We start from the raw sequence: 20,879 nt of genomic DNA on the forward strand, positions 1-20,879 counted from the left end.
GCAGTGGACTCGAAGGTGTTCAAGCCATCCATCGACTGGGCGCACGCACTGCCTGACTCGCTGCTGTGGATTGCGATGGCGTGGACGATCAGCGCCGTCTGTGTGGTGGCCGTGGTGGCGCTGCTGCGGGTGAGCACCCGCTGGGGCCGGCAGTTCTGGGCGATCACCGGCGACTACTTCAGCGGGCGCGACAGCATCCGGGTCTGGCTGATGCTGGGCGTGCTGCTGCTGTCGGTGATCACCGCGGTCCGGCTCAACGTGCTCTTCAGCTTCCAGGGCAACGACATGTTCTCCTCGCTGCAGACCGCCTTCCAGGGCGCCGCCGGTGGCGACGACACGGTGAAACAGTCGGGTGTGCACGGGTTCTGGGTATCGATCGGCATCTTCTGCCTGATGGCGGTGCTGCATGTGGCCCGGGTGATGCTCGACATCTACCTGACCCAGCACTTCATGGTGAACTGGCGCATCTGGCTCACCGAGCGGCTCACCGGCGACTGGCTGGACGGCCGGGCCTACTACCGCGCGCACTTCGTCAAGACCCCGCTGGACCCGTCGGTCGGCGAGGCCATCGAAGGCGCGATCGACAACCCCGACCAGCGCATCCAACAAGACATCGACATCTTCACCGCCGGCAACGGCGCCAACCCGAACGCGCCGGCCAACGGCACCGGCAGCACGCTGCTGTTCGGCGCGGTCCAGGCGATGGTGTCGGTGGTGTCGTTCACCGCGATCCTGTGGAACCTGTCCGGCACGCTGACCGTCCTCGGGTTCGACATCCCGCGCGCGATGTTCTTGATCGTGCTGGTCTATGTCACGGTCGCCACCGTCGTCGCGTTCTGGATCGGCCGGCCGCTGATCCTGCTGAGTTTCCGCAACGAGCTCACCAACGCCGCGTTCCGCTACGCGCTGGTGCGGGTGCGCGATGCCGCCGAATCCGTCGCGTTCTACCGGGGCGAGCTCGCCGAGCGGATCCAGCTGCGGCAGCGGTTCAACGGGATCATCGACAACTACCTGAAGTTCGTGAACCGGACCATCGGCTTCAACGGATGGAACCTGTCGGTGAGCCAGGCGATCGTGCCGCTGCCCTGGGTGATTCAGGCGCCGCGGCTGTTCTCCGGGCAGATCATGTTCGGCGGGGTGCAGCAGACGGCGGCCGCGTTCGGCAACATCCACGACGGCCTGTCATTCTTCCGCAACGCCTACGACAACTTCGCCGGCTACCGGGCCGCGATCATCCGTCTGCACGGGCTGGTCGAGGCCGACAAGCAGGCCCGCGAGCTGCCCGAGCTGTTGGTCATGCCCAGCCCGGACGGCACCGTGGCGATCGAGGGCGTCGAGGTGCGCAACCCCGACGGCGACCCGCTGATCGAGGCGCTCGACCTGCACCTCGACCGGGGCGATGCGCTGATGATCGCCGGGCCGTCGGGCAGCGGCAAGACCACGCTGCTGCGCAGCCTGGCCCAGTTGTGGCCCTACGCTTCGGGCACCCTGCGGCGCCCGGATGCGGCCAACGCGACGATGTTCATCTCCCAGCTGCCCTACATCCCGCTGGGCGATCTGCGCGCGGTGGTGGCCTATCCGCTCTCGGCCGGTGAGGTCTCCGACACCGAGATCGGCGAGGCACTGGTCAAGGTGGCGCTGCCGAATCTGGTCGAGCGGCTCGACGACGTCGAGGACTGGGCCAAGGTGCTCTCCCCCGGCGAGCAGCAGCGGGTGGCGTTCGCCCGGCTGCTGTTGACCCGGCCCAAGGCCGCGTTCCTCGACGAGTCGACGTCGGCACTCGACGAAGGCCTGGAGTTGATGCTGTACCGGTTGCTGCGCGCCGAGCTGCCCGACACCATCCTGGTCAGCGTCAGCCACCGCCACACCGTCCGCCAGCACCACAAGCACGTGCTGGAACTGCTCGGACAAGGCCGCTGGGACCTGTCCGCGGTCTGATCCCCGCCTCCCCCCTTCGCCGAACGTGAAGCCATCTCCACGTTCGGTGCCGAGCGTGAAGCCACCTTCACGCTCGGCGGGGAAAGGTTGGGGGGTGCTTCGGCTAGCGAGTTGCCGCGTGCGCTCCGGCGCGGCGGCCGAAGAACGAACCCTCCCCCAACTGGGTGCCACTGGCATAACCCTTGCCGTCCTGGGCGATGTTGGCCGCACAGGCGCCGGCGGCGTAGAGCCCCGGCACCGCGCTGCCGTCGTCGCGCAGCACCTGGCCGTCGACCGACGTCGCCAGCCCCCCGATGGTGAATCCGGCGTACATCGCCTTGCCCAGCGACAGGTCGAAGGCGCCCCACGGTCCGGTGTCCTGCGGGGCCAGGAACGGCGGCTGCTTGTGGAAGTCCGGGTCCTCGCCGCGCGCCGCATAACTGTTGTAGCGGTCCAGGGTCGCCACCAGGTTTCCTTCCGGAATGCCCAGCGCGGCTTCCATTTCCGCCACCGTCTCCCAGCCGTCGACCAGCGGCACCAAGGGCACCTGCGGCTTGCGCATGTGGGCTTCGTCGACGATCAGGAAGGCCGCACTGTCGGGCTGGTCCATGACGAACCCCGATGTGCGTGAGTGGTAGGAGTCCTCGGCGACAAAGCGCTTGCCCTCTTTGTTGACGATGATCCCGGTGAGCAGAATCGAGGGCGGGTAGACCGGCGCAGTGATGAATATCTGGTCCATGTGCTTGGTGGCGCCGCCCACCGACATCCCCATCCGGATGCCCAGGCCGTCGTCGTAGGTGTTGCCCAGCACGAACGGCTTCTCCGCCAGCTTGGGCGTGTACTGCGCGACCATCTCCGGGTTCATCACGAAGCCGCCGGCGGCGATCACCACCGACTTCGCTTTGATGACACCGCTTTCGGTGAAGTGCTTCCAGGTGACCCCCACGACGGCGCCGGAGGCGTCGGTGACCAGACCGGTGGCACCGGTTTCGTAGCGGATCACCACCCCCAGGCTGTCGGCCCGCTTGAGCAACAGGTCGATGGCCATCTTGGCGCCCTGAGTGTCGCCCGGCACCGGAACCTTGTGCCCTCGCGGCGCCGGAACAGCCTCGTTCAGAAACGGCCACACCTTCTCGTTGCCGGTGAACATCAGTCCCTCGGTGTTGGGCTGGATCACCGCCTTCTCCGGGTAATAGCTGCGCTCGAACGCAATTCCGAGTTCTTCGAGCCAGTTGAAGTGCTCGACGCTGCCGTCGCAGTAGGCCCGGATCTTGTCGTGCTCGGGGTCGCGCGACACCGCGACGAGGTACTTGTACATCTCGTCCGGTGAGTCCGGGTGCCCAGTGGCCTGCTGCACCGCGGTGCCGCCGCCGAGGTAGAAGTGCCCGCCCGCCATCGCGGTGGTGCCGCCGGCCTCGGCGGCACGCTCCAACACCAGCACCCGGGCCCCGGCCGCCGCCGCGCTGACCGCCGCACAGCCGCCGCCGATGCCGAAGCCGATCACCACCACGTCGACGTCATCGGACCACGATGTCACCGTGTCGGCGCTGATGGCCTCGGGTATCTCGGTGCTCATTGGCGCCACTCCCTTTCGTCTCCGGTGCAGCTCACCGCTGCTCCCGTTTGATGTAGTCAAAGAAGGCTCGGATCTCGGGCGGGATATGCGCGATCTCCACAAACGGCACACCGGCGTCAGGAGCCGACACATAGGCGAAGCGCATACCGCCGGGCATCACCCCCTGGGAGACGATATCGGCGCCGTGGGCGGCCGCGTCGTCGACCATCGCAGCGAAGCCGTCGGCGTCATCGGCCTCCACACAGATGTGGTGCAGTCCGGGCCCGCTGTCGGCGAGGAAGTCGTGATAGATGCTGTGCCCGCTTACCGGCGCGATCAGCTCCAGCTGCATGTCACCGAGATAGCTCAGCGCGATGTCGGCGACAAAATCCGCCGGCTCGCCGCGGTAGCTGCAGGTGTCCGGGGCGAAGTGCACACCCGGCATGCGGACCCACTTCCGCACCCCCAACAGTGCGCTCAGCATCGATTCGGTAGCGGCCAGATCTCTGGTGACCCAAGCGATCTGGACGGGCGGTCGGGCAGACGCTCTCATGTCGGCGGGGCCGGTACGCCGACGTCTTCGCGGACTTGCTGGGAGATGGCCGACCACGACACGGCGGCCGGGTACTCACCCCACACGCTGTTGAACAGGCCGACGATCCGGGCCAGCCCGGGGCCGCGGACCACATACACCGGGCCGCCGGAGTCACCCTGTTGACTGCGAACACCGTGGCCCATGGTGAACCAGCCGTTGTTGACCCGCTCGACAGTTCCGCAGGTCTCTCCGGTGACGATGCCGAAGTGGCAGACCGGCTCGCCGGGGGCCACCCCGTCGTCCGGGCCGGCCTCAAGCCGCAGACCACCGGGAAGAATGTCATTGGTGTCGACACCGTCGGACAACACGATCGCCTCGTAGTCGGCGATCACCTGGTCGGTGTTGACGGTGGCACCGTTGGGCGTGTTGTCGCGGAAGGTCGCCAAGGAGCCGATGACGTTTCCGGCCCGGTCGGTGACGGGCCCGCTGCCCCGGCAGTGACCGGCGGTGAAGGCAACCCGCATGATCGGGTCGACATAGCCGAGCGTGCAGACATGGGTGTCCTGGTGGATCTCCATGCCGGGAAACACCAGCACCGGATCGGCTCGAGCCGTGCCGATCGCCGGAGACGCGGCCGTCGCCGCGACCGCAACACCCACCGCCAGCATCCGCCCAATGCGCCCGCGCACCGTCGACTCCGATCGTTGAGGGCCGGTTCCAGTCCGGCCGGGATTCGACCGCCGTGATCACCGGCGCAGCGCGACGGCCCGGCCCCGTGTGGGTTCCGGGCCGCCGCGTCGGCCGTCAGCGGCGATCAGGGGATCGTCAACTCCTGACCGGGGTGGATCAGGTCCGGGTTGGCGATACCGCTGGCCTCCGCGATCTGCGGGTACTTGTTGCCGTCACCGTAGAACCGCTCGGCGATGGCCCACAGGGTGTCACCGGAGACAACGGTGTACTTGCGTGCGGCCGGCGCTGCGGGAGCCGCAGGCGCCTCGGGTGCCTCGGGGGCCTGCGGGGCCTCGGCAGCTGCTTGCGCCGTGGGCTCCTCGGGAGGCGGCGGAGCGTCGGTCTCGGTCTTGGTGGACCACGCAGCACCGTCGGCGGCGTACAGCACCAGGTTGCGGTCGTCCTGGAGCACCAGCTTGACGTCCTTTTTGCCCTTGGTGTCGGTGTGCCAGACCGGCTTGTCCGCGGTGTAGAGCACGAAGTTGCCGTCGGACTGCACCTCGGCGCGCACCACGTCCTTGCCGTTGGTGCCGGAAGCCCAGATCGCCTTACCGCGTGAGGCCAGCACCAGGTTGCCGTCATCCTGCAAGGTCAGGGTGTAGGCCCCGTTCTTGGAGGTCAGCGACTCGCCTTTGACGAGCTTCTTTCCTGCGGTGAGCGTGTCTCCCAAGCTCTGTGCCACATTGTTCCCTTCTGATCGGGTCGCCGCGGCCGGACGCGCCGGGGCGTTCGTCGCCGTGATACGACGTCGCAAGCCTATGCGAACAGCACTCGGTGCGCTCCCCAATGCGTCATTGCCGCAGCGCCGCGGACGCGTCTGCGGCTCCCGACGGCATCGGCTGCCAGCCGGGCGGGCCGAACACATATCCGAGCCGGTCGCGCCAGCGGGTCGCGCCGCGCACATCGGCGACGATCGAGGCGTACTCGTGGATCTGCAGCGTCACGATGTTGAAGGTGTCGACCTGTTTGGTCAGCCCGTAGTGCGGACGAAACCGCTCGGGCGCAAAGGTGCCGAACATCCGGTCCCAGATGATGAGGATGCCGCCGTAGTTCTTGTCGAGATACTCCCGGTCCATCCCATGGTGCACCCGGTGGTGCGACGGAGTGTTGAAGACGAACTCGATGATCCGCGGCAGCTTGTCGATCCGTTCGGTGTGCACCCAGAACTGGTAGATCAGGTTGACCGAGAATGCAGCGAACACCATCCAAGGCGGAATTCCCATCAGCGGCAACGGAATCCATACCAGAATCTCGCCGCTGTTGTTCCACTTCTGCCGTAGCGCAGTGGCCAGGTTGTAGTACTGACTGGAATGGTGGGCCTGGTGGGTGGCCCAGATCAGCCGCACCCGGTGCGCGATCCGGTGGTAGGTGTAATACAGCAGATCCACGCCGAGGATCGCGATCACCCAGGTGTACCAGTCCTTCGGCGACAGGTGCCACGGCGCCAGATAGGTGTAGATGGCCGCATAGCCGAACAGCGCGAGCAACTTCCAGCCGGCGGTGGTGGCCACCGACACCAGTCCCATCGAGATACTCGTCCAGGCGTCCCTGGCGCGGTAGGACCCGCGTTCGAGATCTTCGAGCTTGCGCGCCGCAGTCCATTCCAGGGTCAGCAGCAGCAGGAAGAACGGAATGGCGAACAGCACCGGGTCGCGCATCGGCGCAGGCAACACCGACCACACCCCCGCGATCCAATCCATGATGCTCACCTCCGCCGACGCCAGCCTAGAGTGCTTCGCCCGTGATTATTCCGGCGACAGCGACGCCTGATCCTCGGAGTGCCAGTGCACCGCGTAGACGCCCGGCTGCAGCGACAATTCGCCGACGAGCCGCTCGAGGCGGTCCGGCGCCCGGCTGTCGGACAGCATGGACGCGGTGAGCGCGATGTTGTCCTCGGCGGCCCGGCCGGTGTGGATCCCGCGTAGCACCAAGTCGTTGCCGGCCGTGTGTTGCACGATCTGAGCGCGCAGGTACTTCTCGGATTTCGGCCGGCAGATCACCTGCACCTGGTAGGGCGACTGCGGTTCGTCCTCCTCGATGTGCTGATCGCGGTCGATCAGCCGGCCCAGCGGCCGCAGCAACAGGTGGGTGCCGACGATCGCGCCGGTACCAATCACCGCGAACAGCAGGTTCCCGGCCGCCGCCAGCACTCCGACGGCGGCCGAGCACCACAGGGTGGCCGCGGTGTTCAGGCCGCGGACGTTGAACCCTTCCCGCAGGATCACCCCGCCGCCGAGGAACCCCACCCCGGATACCACGTAGGACGCGACCCGAGTGGAGCTGGTGTCGCCGGCGGCGACCGCGTACAGCACGAACAGCGTTGCGCCGGCAGCCACCAGCGCGTTGGTGCGCAGCCCCGCCATCCGGGCCCGCCACTGTCGTTCCAGCCCGATCAGTGCACCGCAGCCCAATCCGACGGCCAGTCGCAGCGTGAACTCCGCGACGCTCAGCGTCTGCATGAGCTAACCCTGTCACACGGGCTAACCGGCGACCACCGGCCGACCCATCACCGTGGGCTTGAAGCCGTAGCGCGGGGCGGCGAAGCCGTAGTTGCGGCCCTGGCCGGCTCCGGCCAACGGCACCCCCGGCATCCCGGCCGCGCCCGGCTCGGGGGCGTGCGCGGCCACCGTCCAGCCGGTGGCCGCGACCGAGGTGCCCGGCGCTGCGGTAGCGGGAACCGCGGCTGCCCACGACTGCGGCACCGACAGCGCACCGACCGTGGAGGCTTGACCCATGGCCGCAGACGCCGTGCCGAGGCCGCCCAGCCCGCTGCCCAGGCCGTGCATCCCGTGGCCGAGCCCGCCGAGTCCGCCGAGCATCGGCGTGAACGGGTCGATGGCGCCCAGGCCCAGGGGGTCACCCGCGGCGATGGCCGCACCACGCACCACCGCCATGTCGGCGGCGAAATTGGAGATCCCGGCCGCTCCCATCGGGGAGAACGAGCTGCTCATCAGGTTGGTCATGGCGTTGGTCAGATCACCGGTACTGATCCCATCGCCTCCGGTGACCGGCGGCGTCGGCGGCTGCACCGGCGACGACAGGCTCTGCAGCGTCTGCGGGGTGTTGGTAAGCGCTTGGGACAGCGTGGATTGCGCGTTCGACGAGGCCGCGTTGCCGGCAGCCTGGGCGACTGCGGCCTGCTGGGCGCCCTGCGCCGACGGGTCGGCGACCTCGCGCGGTGGGGTGAACGGCGTCACCTTGGTGGCCGCTGCCGAAGCGGCCGCGTAGCCGTACATCGCGGCGGCGTCCTGAGCCCACATCTGGCCGTAGTGCGCCTCGGTGGCCGCAATCGCCGCGGCGTTCTGGCCCAGAATGTTGGTGGCCACCAACATCGCGAGCTGAGTGCGGTTGGCCACGATCAGTGGCGGCGGCACCGTCATCGCGTACGCCGCGTCAAACGCCGCGGCGGCCGCCTTCGCCTGTGCCGCAGCCTGCTCCACCTGAGCGGCGGTGGTGCCCATCCACGCGACGTAGGGCGCCGCCGCGGCGGCCATCGCGTTGGACGCCGGTCCCATCCAGCCTTCGCTGACGAGTCCGTTGATGACCGACTGGTAGGCGGCCTCGGCGGCGGCGAGCTCGGCGGCCATCTTGTCCCAGGCCCCGGCGGCGGCCATCATTGGTCCCGAGCCGGGTCCGGTGTAGATACGAGCGGAGTTGATCTCCGGCGGGAATGCTCCGAAGTCCATGGCATTGCTCCTTTTTGTTCGGTGGTTTTGATCGCTGGGCGGTCTTGGCGGTGTGCAGGCACGGTCGATGTCCCGATGCGTGTGCGGCCGTGTTTCAGACGGCAAGAAGGGTCGGGCGGCCGGTCATGGCGACATGCCGGAGCTGGGCATGTCGGAGAATCGCTGCGCGGCGAAAAGTCAAAGCTGGCAAGCGAATTCAAGACATGCCGAATCTGGCGCATTCCGCGAGCGGAAGGCACGCCAGTCGACGAGTTCAGCGCCGGTGAGAATCAGTTGGTGAAAGCGGTACCGAGATTGAAGGAGACGACCATCGATCTCGGATAGGAACTATCACTCGGACTCAATGTCGCTCTCACCTCCTCTCGGCCGGGGCACGCGCGGGTGCCTGCACGTCTGCACAAAGAGGTGAATCCGCCCGGCGGCACAGCCGGACTCCGCACCCCTCTCGTCAGAGCTTCGGCACTGCACGGCGTGTCCTGACCTGCGCAAACAATGCAGGTCCGGAAGCCACTTGGGCTCAACCCTTAATCCGGGAGGAGCTGTCCTGACCCGGGGCGTCTTTCGACGTTCGGGGTCAGTGGCCTGTATCCGTGCAGACGCCTCACCTAACGAGGTGCTTGCCACACCATAGTGCACCAGGTGGCTGGCAGGGTCAATCGGGCGCGGCGCGTCGCCGCCCACTTCTCGGTCACCGGTGCACGCCGGCCGCGAAAGACCTTGGCGGCGAAGCAGAATTGACGCCGACGTCAGCCCGGCTGCCGATCGGGCCCGGCGGTGTTCTGCCCGTCGCGGTTGACGTGTACGGCGTGCACACCGGGCTGCTCGGCGAGTTCCTCCAGCAGACTGTCCAGCCGGCTGGGATCGACGTGCCAGTGCTGCACGTCGGTGGTGCCGGCCAGCTCGGTGACCAGGCGCTCCAGCCGGGTCTGCGCATGGCCGTTCATCGCCGCGGCGGGTCGACTCCGGGGCGCGGCGCCGGTCAGCGCCCGGCCCGCCAGGCTCGCCATGGCCAAGTCGCCGAACACCCCGGTGGGGATCTGCGCGGCGGCCGGCGCCGCCGCCAGCCCGGCACCCGGCAGCGCAGCGGCAGCCATCTTGGCCACCGGCGCAGCCGCCACCCAGTTCGGCGGAACGCTGAGCCTGCCGATCGTGCCCGCGTTGCCCACACCGGCCGAGATTGGCGCGGCGGCGGCCGGTAGGGACGCTTCAGCGGCCAGCGCTGTTGCGCCGGAACCGAATCCGGCCTCACCACCGGTGGCCGCGGCGATGTCGAGGTCGATGTTGAGATTGCGGGAGTACTGGATCATGCCGTACAGGACGGTCTTGATCGCGTCGTTGAACGGCACAATGCTCTTCGGCAGGATCAGCAGGTAGGAAACCAGCTGCGACAGGGTCGGTGGGGTCGCTTGCGCCGATGCCGTCACCGCTGCCGGAGCAAGCCCATTCAGTGCCTGCGGTATGGCGGAGATCAACGGCGACAGCTGGGCGGGCCCGCTGCCGGCCGCGGCGACGGCCGCCGCCTGCCCGCCCAGCCCCGAGGGGTCGGTGGTGGCCGGCGGTTCGGTGAACGGGGCCAGTGCGGTCGCGGCCGCCGACTGGGCCGCGTAGCCGTACATCGCGACCGCGTCTTGCACCCACAGCTGGGCGTACTCGGCGTCGAGTGCGGCGATCGCGGCGCTGTTCTGCCCGAGTATGTTCGTCGCGACGAGCGTCGCCTGCGCGCTACGGTTCGCGGCGATCACCGGTGGCGGTGCAACGGCCGCGTGGGCCTGATCGAAGGCGCTGGCCGCCGCGATGGCTCGGGCGGCGGTCTGCTCGGCCAGTGCCGCGGTGGCGTGGAGCCACGCGACGTACGGTGTCACGGCGGCAGCCATCGACTCCGAGGCCGGTCCCAGCCACCCCTCGTCGGTCAGGCCCGTCAGCACCGACTGGTACGCCCTGGCGGCCGAACCGGTTTCGGCGGCCAGCCGCGCCCAGGCCGTCGCAGCGGCCAGCAGCGGCCCGGACCCCGGGCCGGCATACAGACGCCCGGAATTGACCTCCGGCGGCAGCGCAGCGAAATCCATGGCGATCACCTCCCGTCCGGCCGCGGTCCGGTGCCCGGCGGTTCAGCCAGACCCGACGGAGGAGAGGCGCAGCCGGGACCGCCGGATGAACCCGGTGGCACCTGTTCGCCGGTGTCGAAGTAGACCTCGTGGACACCGGGTTGCCCGGCCACCTCACTCAGCAGGCTCTTGAGCCCGCCGCGCTCGACATGCCAGTGCCGTACTTGGCTGGCGCCGGTGAGCCGGCCGGCGATCCGCTCGCTGGGCGCCGGCGCCCGACCGCCACGTTGCCGCCGGCCGGTCCGCCCGGCGGCCAGACCTGCTGCCGCCATTCCAGCACCGTGTCCCGCGGGTGCCGCCGCGGCGGCGGGGCCCGGTGCGGTGGGAGCCGCGGTCGCGGTGGTCGCGGTCTCGGGTACCGATTCGGCCCAGGCCGGCGGCACCGCGAGCTTGCCGACCGCGCCGGCGTTCCCGCTGCTGGCGGCCACCAGCGGCTGGGCGCCGGCGGCCGTGGCCGTCGCTGGGAAACCACTGGATATCGTTGCGCCGGAACCGAACCCGGCTCGGCCGCCGGTGGCCTGGGAGATGTCGAGGTCGGTGTTGAGGTTGCGGGCGTACTGGCCCATGCCGTACAGCGTGGAGATGTTGGCGTCGTTGGCGGGCAGGATCGTGCGGGCCAGCGTCTCGAGATAGGAGGCGGCCTGAGACACCGGATCGGTGCTCTGCGCCGAGCCCAGCGCACCGACCGGCGCGGCTTGCGCGCTGCCGGAGCCGGAGAGCCCGCGCAGTGCCTGCGGTATGGCGTTCAGCAGTTGCGAGAGCTGGTTACCGGTGCCGCCGGCAGGGGCCTGGGCGAGCGGGGCGCCGCGTCCGCCCGATCCATCGGTGACCGGGGGCGGCGCGCTGAACGGCGTCACCGCCGTCGCGGCTGCCGAGCGGGCCGCGTAGCCATACATCGCCATCGCGTCCTGTAACCACATCTGGTGGTACTCGGCCTCGGTCGCCGCGATCGCGGCCGTGTTCTGCCCCACCACGTTGGCGGCGACCAGCCCTGCCAACAGGCTGCGGTTGGCGGCGATCGCCGGGGGCGGCACCGTCGCGGCGAGCGCCTGCTCGAAATCGCTTACTGCCAGCATCATTCGGCTCGCGGTGTGCTCCGCGGCCGCCGCGGTGGCGCCGAGCCAGTTCGCGTACGGTGTCGCTGCAGCCGCCATGGCCTGCGACGCCGGGCCTAACCAGCTCTGCCCGGCGAGCTCGTCGATCACCGCCTGGTAGGACGACGCGACCGCGTTGAGTTCGCCGGCCAGTCCGCGCCAGGCGCTGGCCGCGGCCAGCAAGGAGCCGGTGCCGGGGCCGGCGTACATGCGCGCGGAGTTCAGCTCTGGTGGCAGTGCTGCGAAGTCCAGGCCGAACACCGCTCAGTCCTCCGCTGACGGCGGGATCACGATGATGGTTGCCTTGCTGGGCTTGCTGGGTTTGCTCGCCGCCGCCAGGCCGGTGGCCCCGCCGACCCCGCGGTCGGCGGCTCCCCCGGTGACGCTCATCGCGCGTCCGGCCAGGCTGCCCAGCGCCAGCTCGCCGGCCAGCCCGCTTTCGCTCTCCGCGGCAACCGCGGCGACAGCCCCCGGTCCGGCCTCCGGGAAGACCGCAGCGACCGCCTTCGCGGTGGGGGTCTGGGCGATCCAGCCCTGCGGCACCGACATCCGCCCGATCGAAGCGCCGGTGCCCAGCCCCGCCGACACCCCCGGAACGCCGGCCACCCGGTTGCTCGCCAGCGCGCCGGCCGGAAGCGCCTTCGGCGCGTCGAGCCAGGGTTTGGGCCCCATCGCCCGGTTGACCGCCGAGACCACGTTCGCCCCGTTCATCGGCAGCAGCACGCATTGGATCGCCAGCAGATACGGGATGCCGCCGATCCCGAACAGCGAAATCGGCGACAGCGGTCCGGCGAGGAAATCCAGGATCGACGTCGGTTCGGCCTGGGCCGCCCCCGCTACTGCCATGCTCTGCAGCGTCTGCGGCACCATCGAGATCAGCTGGGTCAACGACGATTGCGCCTGGGCGCCGGCGCCGGCCGCCGCCTGGGTGGCTGCCGCGGACTGGGCCTGCAATCCGGCCGGGTTGGTGGTCGCCGGCGGCGTGGCGAACGGGGACAGCGCGGTGGCACTGGCTGATGCACCGGCATAGCCGTACATGGCCCCGGCGTCCTGGGCCCACATCTCGGCGTACTCCAGCTCCGCGGCAGCGATCGCCGCGGTGTTCTGGCCCAAGATGTTGGTGGCGATCAGCGACAGCAGCAGACTGCGGTTCGCTTCGATCACCGGCGGCGGCACCGTCGCCGCGAACGCCGCGTCGTAGGCGGCGGCAGCGGCCCGGGCTTGAGCGGCCGACTGCTGGGCCTGGGTAGCGGTGCTGCCCATCCACCCCGCGTAGGGCTGTGCGGCCGCCGACATGGTGGCCGCGGTCGGACCGGACCACGCCTGGGTGAGGCTGGTGACCACCGAGTTGTACGACGACGCGGTCGCACTCAACTCAGCGGCCAGCGCGTCCCACGCCGCGGCAGCGGCCAGCAACGGCCCCGAACCGGGACCGGAATACATTCGCCCCGAGTTGATCTCCGGTGGCAACGCTCCGAAATCCATGCCCTCCACCTCTGATCGATCGGCCGCCGCGTGGATCTCCGATCAGCCGGTGACGGTGCAATGCCCCGGTGGACGCGGGTCGGTCAGGCCCAGCTGGAGCCGACCGAGGCGTCGGTGTTGGCCATGTTGTTGCCGGCGGTCTGCACCTTCTGACCGTGGGCGTTGGCCTGCTCGTAGATGACCTGGAAGTTGCGGCCGAGCTGGGCCACGAACTCCTGGCAGGCCACCGAACCCGCGCCACCCCAGAAGTCCCCGGCAGCCAGTACATCATGCACGATCGCCTGGTGCTCGGCCTCCAACGAAGCGGCCTGGGCGCGGATCAACGCACCGTGGGCATCCACATCACCGAACTGGTAGTTAATGCTCATCTGTGGGTCTCCTTCTAGCTCGACAGGATCTGCTGGGAAGCAGCTTCCTGCTGCTCGTAGTGGTTCGCGTCGCGAATCAGACCATCGCGCACCCCGTGCAGCATGTTGACGATGTTGCGAAACGCCGTCTGCATCTGACCCATCGTGTCGTAAGACGTCCGCTCGGCCAGACCACCCCAGCCCGCACCGGAGATGTTGGTCGACGACGCCCACATCCGCCGGGCCTCATCCTCGACCGTCTGGGCGTGCACATCAAAACGCCCCGCCATCGCCCGCATCGCATCCGGATCGGTCATAAAACGTGTTGCCATGAAAATTTCTCCTCGGTTCGTACGGCTTGTGAGAACTGGTGTGCCGCAGCTGAATCGGAACTAGCCAGCCGATGCGGCGTTGGCCGCTTCGGTGGCTGCATAGGAATTGGCACTGGTGTTCAGCGTGGCGACGAAGGCTTGGTGGATGGCCTCCGCCTGAGCGCTGATGGACTGATACATGCTGGCGTGCGCCGCGAACTGGGCCGCGGTCAGCGCCGAAACCTCGTCCGCTGCAGCCGGAACCACACCGGTGGTCGGTGCTGCCGCGGCGGCGTTCTGTGCGCTCAGCGCAGAGCCGATGGCGGCCAGGTTGCCCGCAGCGGCGGTCAGCGCCTCGGGTTGGGTGTTCACAAATGTCATGGGCCCCTCCTCCAAAGGTGCCGGCCGATCAACGGCCGACGATCACCGGGCGCGTCGAGCAGGTGGCCGGTTACAACGCCAAGGCGTTCATGCCGGAGCGCGCTCAACACAACGCATTTTAGAAAGCAGAAACGGCGCCGAAGCCGGATCGGAACGAAACACTCACCGATCTCGGGCGATAGGCACAATCACCGGGACACAAGTCTCGTCGTCACCTCCTCGCGCCACCGCGCACCGGTGGGGCTGGAGTGAAGCACCGGCCCCCTACCTGCGCAATGGTGACACCGGTATCAGCGAGCGTCAACCCGGGCACGCGGTGGTGGCACTGTGAATCGGCTGGCGGGAAGCTGTCGGGTCAGGACGGCTTCTTCTCGGCGACCGCCGCGCTGAGTCCTTCGATGAGATCCTCGCGGGTCAATTCCTTGAACTTGTGCAACCATTCGTGGCTGAATTCGGTGACGTCGCCCGCAAGCACCGCGTCGAGTTCGGAGTCGTCGAGCCGGAAGCTGCGGTGGTCGCGCGCCTTCTCCACCACGTTGCGGACGAATCCGGCGTTGCCCAGCACGTCGATACCGCGGATCAGGTCGCCGTCTTCGGAGTAGTTCTCGTCGGCGTAGAACTTGGTGTAGGACGGCAGCAGCGCCTCGACTGCTTCGTCGCTGACCACGTCCTCGTTCTCCGCCCCCATCATCTTGGTCAGCTCCAACAGCTCCGGCGGGGTATAGCTGTAGAACTCGATCACCGTCGAGAACCGCCGCCGCAGGCCTTGGTTCACCTCCAGCATCTTGTCCATGGCGTTGGCGTAGCCGGCACCGAACACCACCAGTTCGTCGCGGTGGTTCTCCATGTAGAGCAGCAACGTGTTGATGATCGCGTTGCCGTACGCGTCGCCCTGGCTGTAGCCGCGCTCATGCAGGGTGTGCATCTCGTCGAAGAACACTGCGCCGCCGAGCGCGCCCTCGAGCAGTTCCTCGGTGTTCTTCTCCGCGTCGGCCATGTAGCGGCCCAGCAGCTTGGACCGGTTGGTCTCCACCACCAGCGGTTTGCGCAGCACCGTCAGGCCGCACAACTGCTTGGTGAAGGCGCGCGCGACCGACGTCTTGCCGGTGCCGGGCGGGCCGAGCAACAGGGTGTGCCGCGAGGTGACCGGAACCGGCAGGCCCATCTTGGCGCGCGCCAGATTGACCTTGGTGGTCGCCTTGATCAGCTTGATCTCACGCTTGGCCTGCTCCATGCCAAGCATGGCGGCCAGCTCCGCGTCGCCTTCGGCCAGGTATCTGGCGGCCTCCTCGGCATGCCGGTGCGCTTCGGCCTGCTCTCGTGTCGGGGCACTGTCCGGGTCCCAGGGATCCGTGCGGGCCTCGATGGTTTCGGGATCGGTCAAAATCAGCCGGTAGTCCGGGTTGTCCAGCGCCTCACGGGCCGGTGCGAACTTCGCGTCGCGCGAATACACCCGGCGCAGCAACTCGACGGCTTCGTCCTCCCGGCCCAGGTGGCGCAGGCACATGCCCTGGGTGTAGAGCGCGACGTTGGTGGCGCCGGGCACCCGGTCGCCCTCGATCGCTTCCTGAGCCCGCCGCGTCGCCTCCTCGAACACCCCGAGCGAGGCCAGTGCCGTGGTGGCCATCGCCGAGGCCGCCGCCTTGAGCTCGGGCTGGCGCCAGGGCGCCGCCGCCGGGAACTGCTTCAGCACATCCGGCCAGCGGCCGGTCCGGAAGTACAGCAGGCCGCGTACGTAGCTGACCAACTCGGTCTCGAAGGGGTTTCGCGGCTCGATACCGTCGAGCAGCTTGGCCGCTTCCTCGTAGCGCTTGGCTTCGGCCAGCGCGGCGGCGTAGGCGGCGGCGAGCGACTCCACACTGGTCACCCGCAGCCGCAAAAACATCCCGTCGGAGACCTCGGGATGGAATTCCAAGTCCGACAAGCCAAGTCGCCGGGTTTCCCAACCGAACGTGCGGATCGTCGCCCACGCGTTGGCCAACACCTCGATGTCGGAGTCACCGGCGAGCACCCGGGCCAGCCAGGCATCACACATGCTCGGGTCGATCGTGGTGGCGGTGGTGAACATCTGCAACGCGACCTGCGGGTTATGGCTGGGTTGCAACCCGTTGACCGAGATCCCGGAGGCCAGCATGCCGGCGACCATCGCGTTGCGCGCGTCGGTCGTGGCGGACTGGGGCCCGGTCACGAGTGTGTCCCGGGCGCGTGGGCCGCGTACTCCGGCACGATGTCGACCGACACCGCCAGGTGCTCACCGTCCTGCAGGTCGCGGCCGGGCACCGCCATGCGCGGGTGCGCGGTAGGCGCCGGGAGGCTGGCGCACACCGCCTCCAGCTGACGCCGGCCCACAAACCGGTTCAGCGCGGCGCGCACGTTTCGCCCCAGCGGGCCGGCGCTGTGGTACCGCACCAGCACCGAGACGCCGGTCGTCCGGCCGCCGCCAGGGGCGAGGCGCACCGTCACCACTGTCGCATCGGTCTCCGGGTACCACAGCTGCTCGAGGTTCTCGGCGGAGATGTCGCCCGGCGATACCCAGAAGTTGGTGACCTGACCTTCCGGGCGGGGACGGAACAGCCGGTGCCGAAGCTGCCCGGCTTCCAGACCCGCCAGCACGGCGTCGTCAACGCCGTCGAACTCGTCGGCGCGCAGCGGCCGCGCGCTGATGTTGCGCCCGTCGATCTCCTCGGCCAGCCGCTCGGTGGCCGCCGCCAGGGTGGCGGCCAGTGAGTCGCGCGCCGCGACCGCATTGACGTTGTGCTGGGGGTCCATCCGCAGCACCAGCCAGGTCTGCCGGTGATCCGGCATCGACGCGGCGTCGTCGAAGTCGACCTCGTCGGCCTCGCGGGGAGCGCTGCGGGTTCCGACCGTGACGACGTCGATACTGTCCAGTCGCACGTCGAACTGGCGCAGTCCGGCGGCGAGGCGCTCCAGCGGCAGGGTCACCGGCTCCGCGCCGCGGCGGTGCCGGCCGCTCGCCTGCACCGCTCGGCCGCCCACGGCAATCACCGTCACCAGTCGGCCCTGGTGTTCGCGCATGCCGATCGGCTCCCGACCGAACCGCCGGTGATGATCAACCGCGGGGGTCCGGCCGCGGCTCAGCGCCGGTTCCGGGTCGGTGACCTGGTCACGCAGCCAGGCCGCCCACATCGTGCTGATCGGCACCCGCCGGTAGGTGACCAGCGCGATGGCCGCGACCAGCACCGCAATGCCGACACCCGACCACCATGCGTAGGTGGCGGCTTTCGCGTCGCCGGGCCACCGGCCGGCGAGGACCAGGATGCCGACGTCGATCAAAAAGACCGTGGTCACCCTCGTCCACGACAGGTTCAGACCTAATGCGTGCTGTGCCTTCATCGGTTCCTACGTGATCGTCGCAATGCTGCCACTCCCAGGGCCACGCCGGCCGCCGCGAGCGCCGTCAGCAGCCCGGCTCCGGCGACCCAGACCGGGGTCATGTCGCGTTCCGGCGGCATCGGCGGCACCTGCAGGGGCGCCGACAGCCGTTCCGGCGGTTGGGCCGGACCGTCGGGAACATCCCAGGTCAGCGCCGCCACCGGATCGACGATGCCGTAGCCGACCACATTGTCGACCCCGCGTGCTGGCGGACGGGCGGTGCGAATCAGCCGGTTGATCACCTGATGCGACGACAGTTCCGGGTATTTGGCCCGCACCAGGGCCGCTACCCCGGAGACGATCGCGGTCGAAAAGCTGGTTCCCGACGGCACCAGCAGCGAGTTCTCCGGTCCGTCCACGGCGTTCATCAGTCCGTCGTCGCGCGGTGAGAGACCTTCGATGTCAGTGCCGGGCGCGGCGATCGACACCCACGGACCGGCCACACTCGTCTTGCCCAGCGGCGCGCCCGCGGAGTCGACCGCACCGACCGTCAACACGTACTCGTCGTACCATGCCGGCGTCACCACGGTGTTGACCCCGTTCCAGTCGCGCGGGTCATCAGGACGCATCGCGTTGTAGGTCGGGTTCTGCTTGCAGTCCCGCCAGCTCGTGTCGCCGGCGGCGGCGACGATCACCACGTTCTTCTCGACCGCGGCGTAGCGCACCGCCGCGCCCAAATCGGCTTGATCGAGCAGGGTCCGCACGTTCATGCAGATGGCTTGGGAGATGTTGATGACCTGCGCACCCATGTTGGCGGCGTGCACGATCGCCCGCGCCATGGTGCGCAGCCCGTCGGTCTTCTCCCGCAACTGCGGATCCTGTCCGTCCCCGAACGGCTCCTTGGGACCGAAGGCCGCGCTGTACTGCCGGATCGAGATCAGCTGGACGTCGGGCGCGATCCCGCTGAAGGCGTCGGGTGCCGCCCCCGGTGGCGGGGGTGCGCTCGGGGCGCGGAAGTCGACCGGCACCACCCGTGCTCCACCGGAGAAACCCGCCGGTCTTGCCAGTGAGGGGGCCCCGTCGGTGGTGTGGGCCGACGCCGCCCCGTGAGCGGCACCGTTGCCGGGACCAGGCGCCGGGCCGGGCGCGGGACCGGGGACGGGCGCCGGGGCAGGGGCCGGCGCGGGGGCCGGCGCCGGTGCGGGCGCCTGCCCGGCACCGGGCGCCGGTTCCTCACCCTCGACGGGTGGCGGAGCCGGCGGCGGTGGGGGCGGCGGCATTACCACGATCGTGGTCTGCGGCGCCGGCGTCGGCGGCGGCGGTTCGTTGGTAGGAACCGACGGGGGCCGGCGGGTCTGGCGTGGCGGCGGCAGCGGGGTCACCCCGTTGTCGGGCATCGCGGCGATCAGCGATGCCACCAGGGTGCCGTGCGCGTCGCAGTCCGACAGCCCATCGCCGCCGCCCATCACGTAGTCGCCGCCGCCGATCAGGTTCGGCAACCGCGGGTGCGGCGTCACGCCGGTGTCGATGACCGCGACGGTCACCCCGCCCCCGCGACTGAATTTCCACGCCTCGGGCAGATTGAGCATGTCCATGTAGGCCGGCTGTACCCGGAAGTCCGTGTTCGGCAGGACGCCGACCTCGGTGCAGTACGAGGTCTGCCGCATCGTCTGCGGCGGTCCCGGCGTGCCGTCGGGCGGCAGCGCGGCCGGATCGATCCGCGGCGGATCGATTGCGCCGGCCACCGGCATCCCGGCCAGCGAGCCACTCGTCATCATGATCATCGCGGCGCCGGCGGCCGCGGTGCGCTGCAGCCGACGCACGCCCCTAGCGGTACCGGATGGCTTCATAGGTATTCATCAACCACAGTGCCAGCGGGAACAGCGGCATCAGGCACAGGTATTCGATCCATTCGACGAACTTGCGGAACAGCGGGCTGTAGATGGTGTTGGGCACGATCACCGCGGACAGCAGCCCGAACATCGGGACCAGCACCAGCAGCGCCGCACCGATCACCAGCGTCGTGGGCGTCCACTGCACCACCACGAAGCGCACCACCACCGCGGCGACGATGACCAGACCGGTCAGGGTCACCGTGACCGCCTGCCAGCGGTCCCGGAAGGAACGGCCGCGCAGCACCAGGAACCCGGCGGTCAGAGCCGCCAGCAGCACCGGCAGCCAGGACCGGTCCGAACGGGGGTCGCTCAAACCGGTGACGGTCACCGCGATCAGCACGCCCAGACCGGACAGCAGACCGGTCAGGAACGAGCGGGCCCGTTCGGCGCGCAGCACCACCTCGCGCACCGACTCCGGACCCTCCAGGGCCGGCGGGGCGCCGGGCGTGGTCACCACCGTGGTGGGCAGGTCGGGACGGGCCTCGAACACCCAGCGGCTGGTCGCCGACGGGAAGACCGGCAGTCGCAGGCCGGCGAGCCACCGCGACAACGACGGAGCGCCTTGGTAGGCCAGCACACAGGCCAGATACACACAGGCCATCAGGGTCACCGCGCCGGTCAGGAACAGCATCCGCAGCACCCCGGCGAACATGACCGCCACACTGATGACGGCGACGGCGGTGTAGGCGGCCAACTGCCGCCCGGTGAGCCGGATGACCGACAGCGCACCGATACCGGCGACACCGAAGCCCAGCGCCGCCTGGGCGGCTCCCACCGGGCCGGGCACCGCCGCGGCGGCAGCCACCACCAGTGGCGCCAGGCCGCTGGCCAGGAGAATGTCACCGACACGCCGGTCAGACGCATTGCGGGCCTGCAGCAGGATCAGCGCGGCAGCGATCAGCACCAGCAGGGCCAGCCCCGCGCTGAACCCGGCCGCCAGCCAGTCGTCGTGCCCGTAGCGCCAGGCGGCGAGCAGTCCGGTCGCCAGCAGCACCCCGATCGCCAGGGTCGATACCCCGACTCGCACGGCGGTTGCGGCATCGACCGGGGCGAACCGCTTGGACAGGTTCACCGCGACCGCGGTGGAGATGTGTTCGATGACCGGCGACCGCCGCTCCCCGTCCTCGATGAACCGCAGCCACAGCCGGTCACCGTCGTAGACGTCCTGCTCGGTCAGCGACTGGTTCGGCCGCAGCGCGGTGCCGTCGACCAGGCACAGCACCCAGCGACCGCGTCCCTGCGCCTGCAGGGTCGGCTCCTCGAGCTCGGCGAGCCGGCTGTTGATCACCTTCAGCAACGGGTCGAGCATCACCGACACCGGCGCGTCGGCGTCCAGCAGCGTCCCGATCTGGACGCCGTCGCCGGCCATGATCCCCACCACCACGGCCCGGGGCGCCGACGGCGCGACTTCACCGCCCGGCTGCGCCGACTCGATAGCCGTGGTCATGGTCGCACCACCTGATCGACGAACACTGACGCCATAGAACCCATGGGTGCCGCCTCGCA

General features: G+C 69.3%; 18 protein-coding genes and 1 riboswitch. Of the genes, 1 reads left to right on the top strand and 17 read right to left on the bottom strand.

Features of this window, described 5'->3' with window-relative positions; genetic code table 11:
* Positions 1-3 precede the first annotated feature (3 nt).
* Entirely contained in the window at positions 4-1,938 is a 1,935-nt protein-coding gene (locus AC5Y4Q_RS20065; RefSeq protein WP_499960114.1) for an ABC transporter ATP-binding protein/permease, read from the top strand.
* Positions 1,939-2,041: 103 nt separating this feature from the next.
* Here the strand turns inward: AC5Y4Q_RS20065 and AC5Y4Q_RS20070 are convergent, their stop codons facing one another.
* The 17 genes from AC5Y4Q_RS20070 to eccD form a co-directional block, all read right to left on the bottom strand.
* Positions 2,042-3,493 (bottom strand): FAD-binding protein, encoded by a 1,452-nt coding sequence (locus AC5Y4Q_RS20070; protein ID WP_125224414.1) that lies wholly within the window; start codon positions 3,491-3,493, stop codon positions 2,042-2,044.
* Positions 3,494-3,524: 31 nt separating this feature from the next.
* Positions 3,525-4,025 (bottom strand): VOC family protein, encoded by a 501-nt coding sequence (locus AC5Y4Q_RS20075; RefSeq protein WP_125224413.1) that lies wholly within the window; start codon positions 4,023-4,025, stop codon positions 3,525-3,527.
* Positions 4,022-4,675, bottom strand: coding sequence for an Rv1815 family serine proteinase (locus AC5Y4Q_RS20080; protein ID WP_064919955.1), 654 nt, complete (start codon positions 4,673-4,675; stop codon positions 4,022-4,024). The genes AC5Y4Q_RS20075 and AC5Y4Q_RS20080 overlap by 4 nt, the downstream gene beginning before the upstream one ends.
* A 146-nt stretch (positions 4,676-4,821) precedes the next feature.
* A complete protein-coding gene (locus tag AC5Y4Q_RS20085; protein ID WP_109535549.1) occupies positions 4,822-5,406 on the bottom strand; it encodes a LysM peptidoglycan-binding domain-containing protein in 585 nt (194 codons plus the stop codon).
* A 121-nt stretch (positions 5,407-5,527) separates the two neighbouring features.
* Positions 5,528-6,436, bottom strand: a complete 909-nt coding sequence (locus tag AC5Y4Q_RS20090) for a sterol desaturase family protein (protein ID WP_064919979.1) — start codon at positions 6,434-6,436, stop codon at positions 5,528-5,530.
* A gap of 45 nt (positions 6,437-6,481) precedes the next feature.
* The gene (locus tag AC5Y4Q_RS20095; RefSeq protein ID WP_064919953.1) at positions 6,482-7,195 is read right to left on the bottom strand and encodes an MgtC/SapB family protein; all 714 of its coding nucleotides are present in this window, start codon (positions 7,193-7,195) and stop codon (positions 6,482-6,484) included.
* A 21-nt stretch (positions 7,196-7,216) separates the two neighbouring features.
* Positions 7,217-8,422 carry a PPE family protein gene (locus tag AC5Y4Q_RS20100; RefSeq protein WP_064919952.1) on the bottom strand — a complete coding sequence of 402 codons (1,206 nt, stop codon included), beginning with the start codon at positions 8,420-8,422 and terminating at the stop codon, positions 7,217-7,219.
* Between the two features lie 433 nt (positions 8,423-8,855).
* Positions 8,856-9,042, bottom strand: a riboswitch (M-box (ykoK) riboswitch).
* A 126-nt stretch (positions 9,043-9,168) separates the two neighbouring features.
* Complete coding sequence (locus tag AC5Y4Q_RS20105; RefSeq protein ID WP_125224412.1) at positions 9,169-10,488, bottom strand: PPE family protein; 1,320 nt, start codon at positions 10,486-10,488, stop codon at positions 9,169-9,171.
* A 5-nt stretch (positions 10,489-10,493) separates the two neighbouring features.
* Positions 10,494-11,882, bottom strand: coding sequence for a PPE family protein (locus tag AC5Y4Q_RS20110; RefSeq protein ID WP_235663860.1), 1,389 nt, complete (start codon positions 11,880-11,882; stop codon positions 10,494-10,496).
* A 3-nt stretch (positions 11,883-11,885) separates the two neighbouring features.
* On the bottom strand, positions 11,886-13,106 hold the full coding sequence (locus AC5Y4Q_RS20115) for a PPE family protein (RefSeq protein ID WP_082952537.1): 1,221 nt from the start codon (positions 13,104-13,106) through the stop codon (positions 11,886-11,888).
* A gap of 83 nt (positions 13,107-13,189) precedes the next feature.
* Entirely contained in the window at positions 13,190-13,474 is a 285-nt protein-coding gene (locus tag AC5Y4Q_RS20120) for a WXG100 family type VII secretion target (protein ID WP_064920337.1), read from the bottom strand.
* Between the two features lie 14 nt (positions 13,475-13,488).
* Positions 13,489-13,785, bottom strand: a complete 297-nt coding sequence (locus tag AC5Y4Q_RS20125) for a WXG100 family type VII secretion target (RefSeq protein WP_064920336.1) — start codon at positions 13,783-13,785, stop codon at positions 13,489-13,491.
* Positions 13,786-13,845: 60 nt separating this feature from the next.
* Positions 13,846-14,145, bottom strand: a complete 300-nt coding sequence (locus AC5Y4Q_RS20130) for a PE family protein (protein WP_064920964.1) — start codon at positions 14,143-14,145, stop codon at positions 13,846-13,848.
* Positions 14,146-14,500: 355 nt separating this feature from the next.
* A complete protein-coding gene (gene eccA / locus AC5Y4Q_RS20135; protein WP_125224411.1) occupies positions 14,501-16,333 on the bottom strand; it encodes a type VII secretion AAA-ATPase EccA in 1,833 nt (610 codons plus the stop codon).
* Positions 16,330-17,499 (bottom strand): type VII secretion protein EccE, encoded by a 1,170-nt coding sequence (gene eccE, locus AC5Y4Q_RS20140; RefSeq protein WP_125224410.1) that lies wholly within the window; start codon positions 17,497-17,499, stop codon positions 16,330-16,332. Before eccE ends, eccA begins: the two co-directional genes overlap by 4 nt.
* Complete coding sequence (gene mycP, locus AC5Y4Q_RS20145) at positions 17,496-19,328, bottom strand: type VII secretion-associated serine protease mycosin (protein ID WP_499960107.1); 1,833 nt, start codon at positions 19,326-19,328, stop codon at positions 17,496-17,498. Before mycP ends, eccE begins: the two co-directional genes overlap by 4 nt.
* Positions 19,306-20,820, bottom strand: a complete 1,515-nt coding sequence (gene eccD / locus AC5Y4Q_RS20150; RefSeq protein ID WP_064920339.1) for a type VII secretion integral membrane protein EccD — start codon at positions 20,818-20,820, stop codon at positions 19,306-19,308. Before eccD ends, mycP begins: the two co-directional genes overlap by 23 nt.
* Positions 20,821-20,879: the final 59 nt, after the last annotated feature.

This window comes from Mycobacterium sp. NGS16, assembly GCF_059813225.1.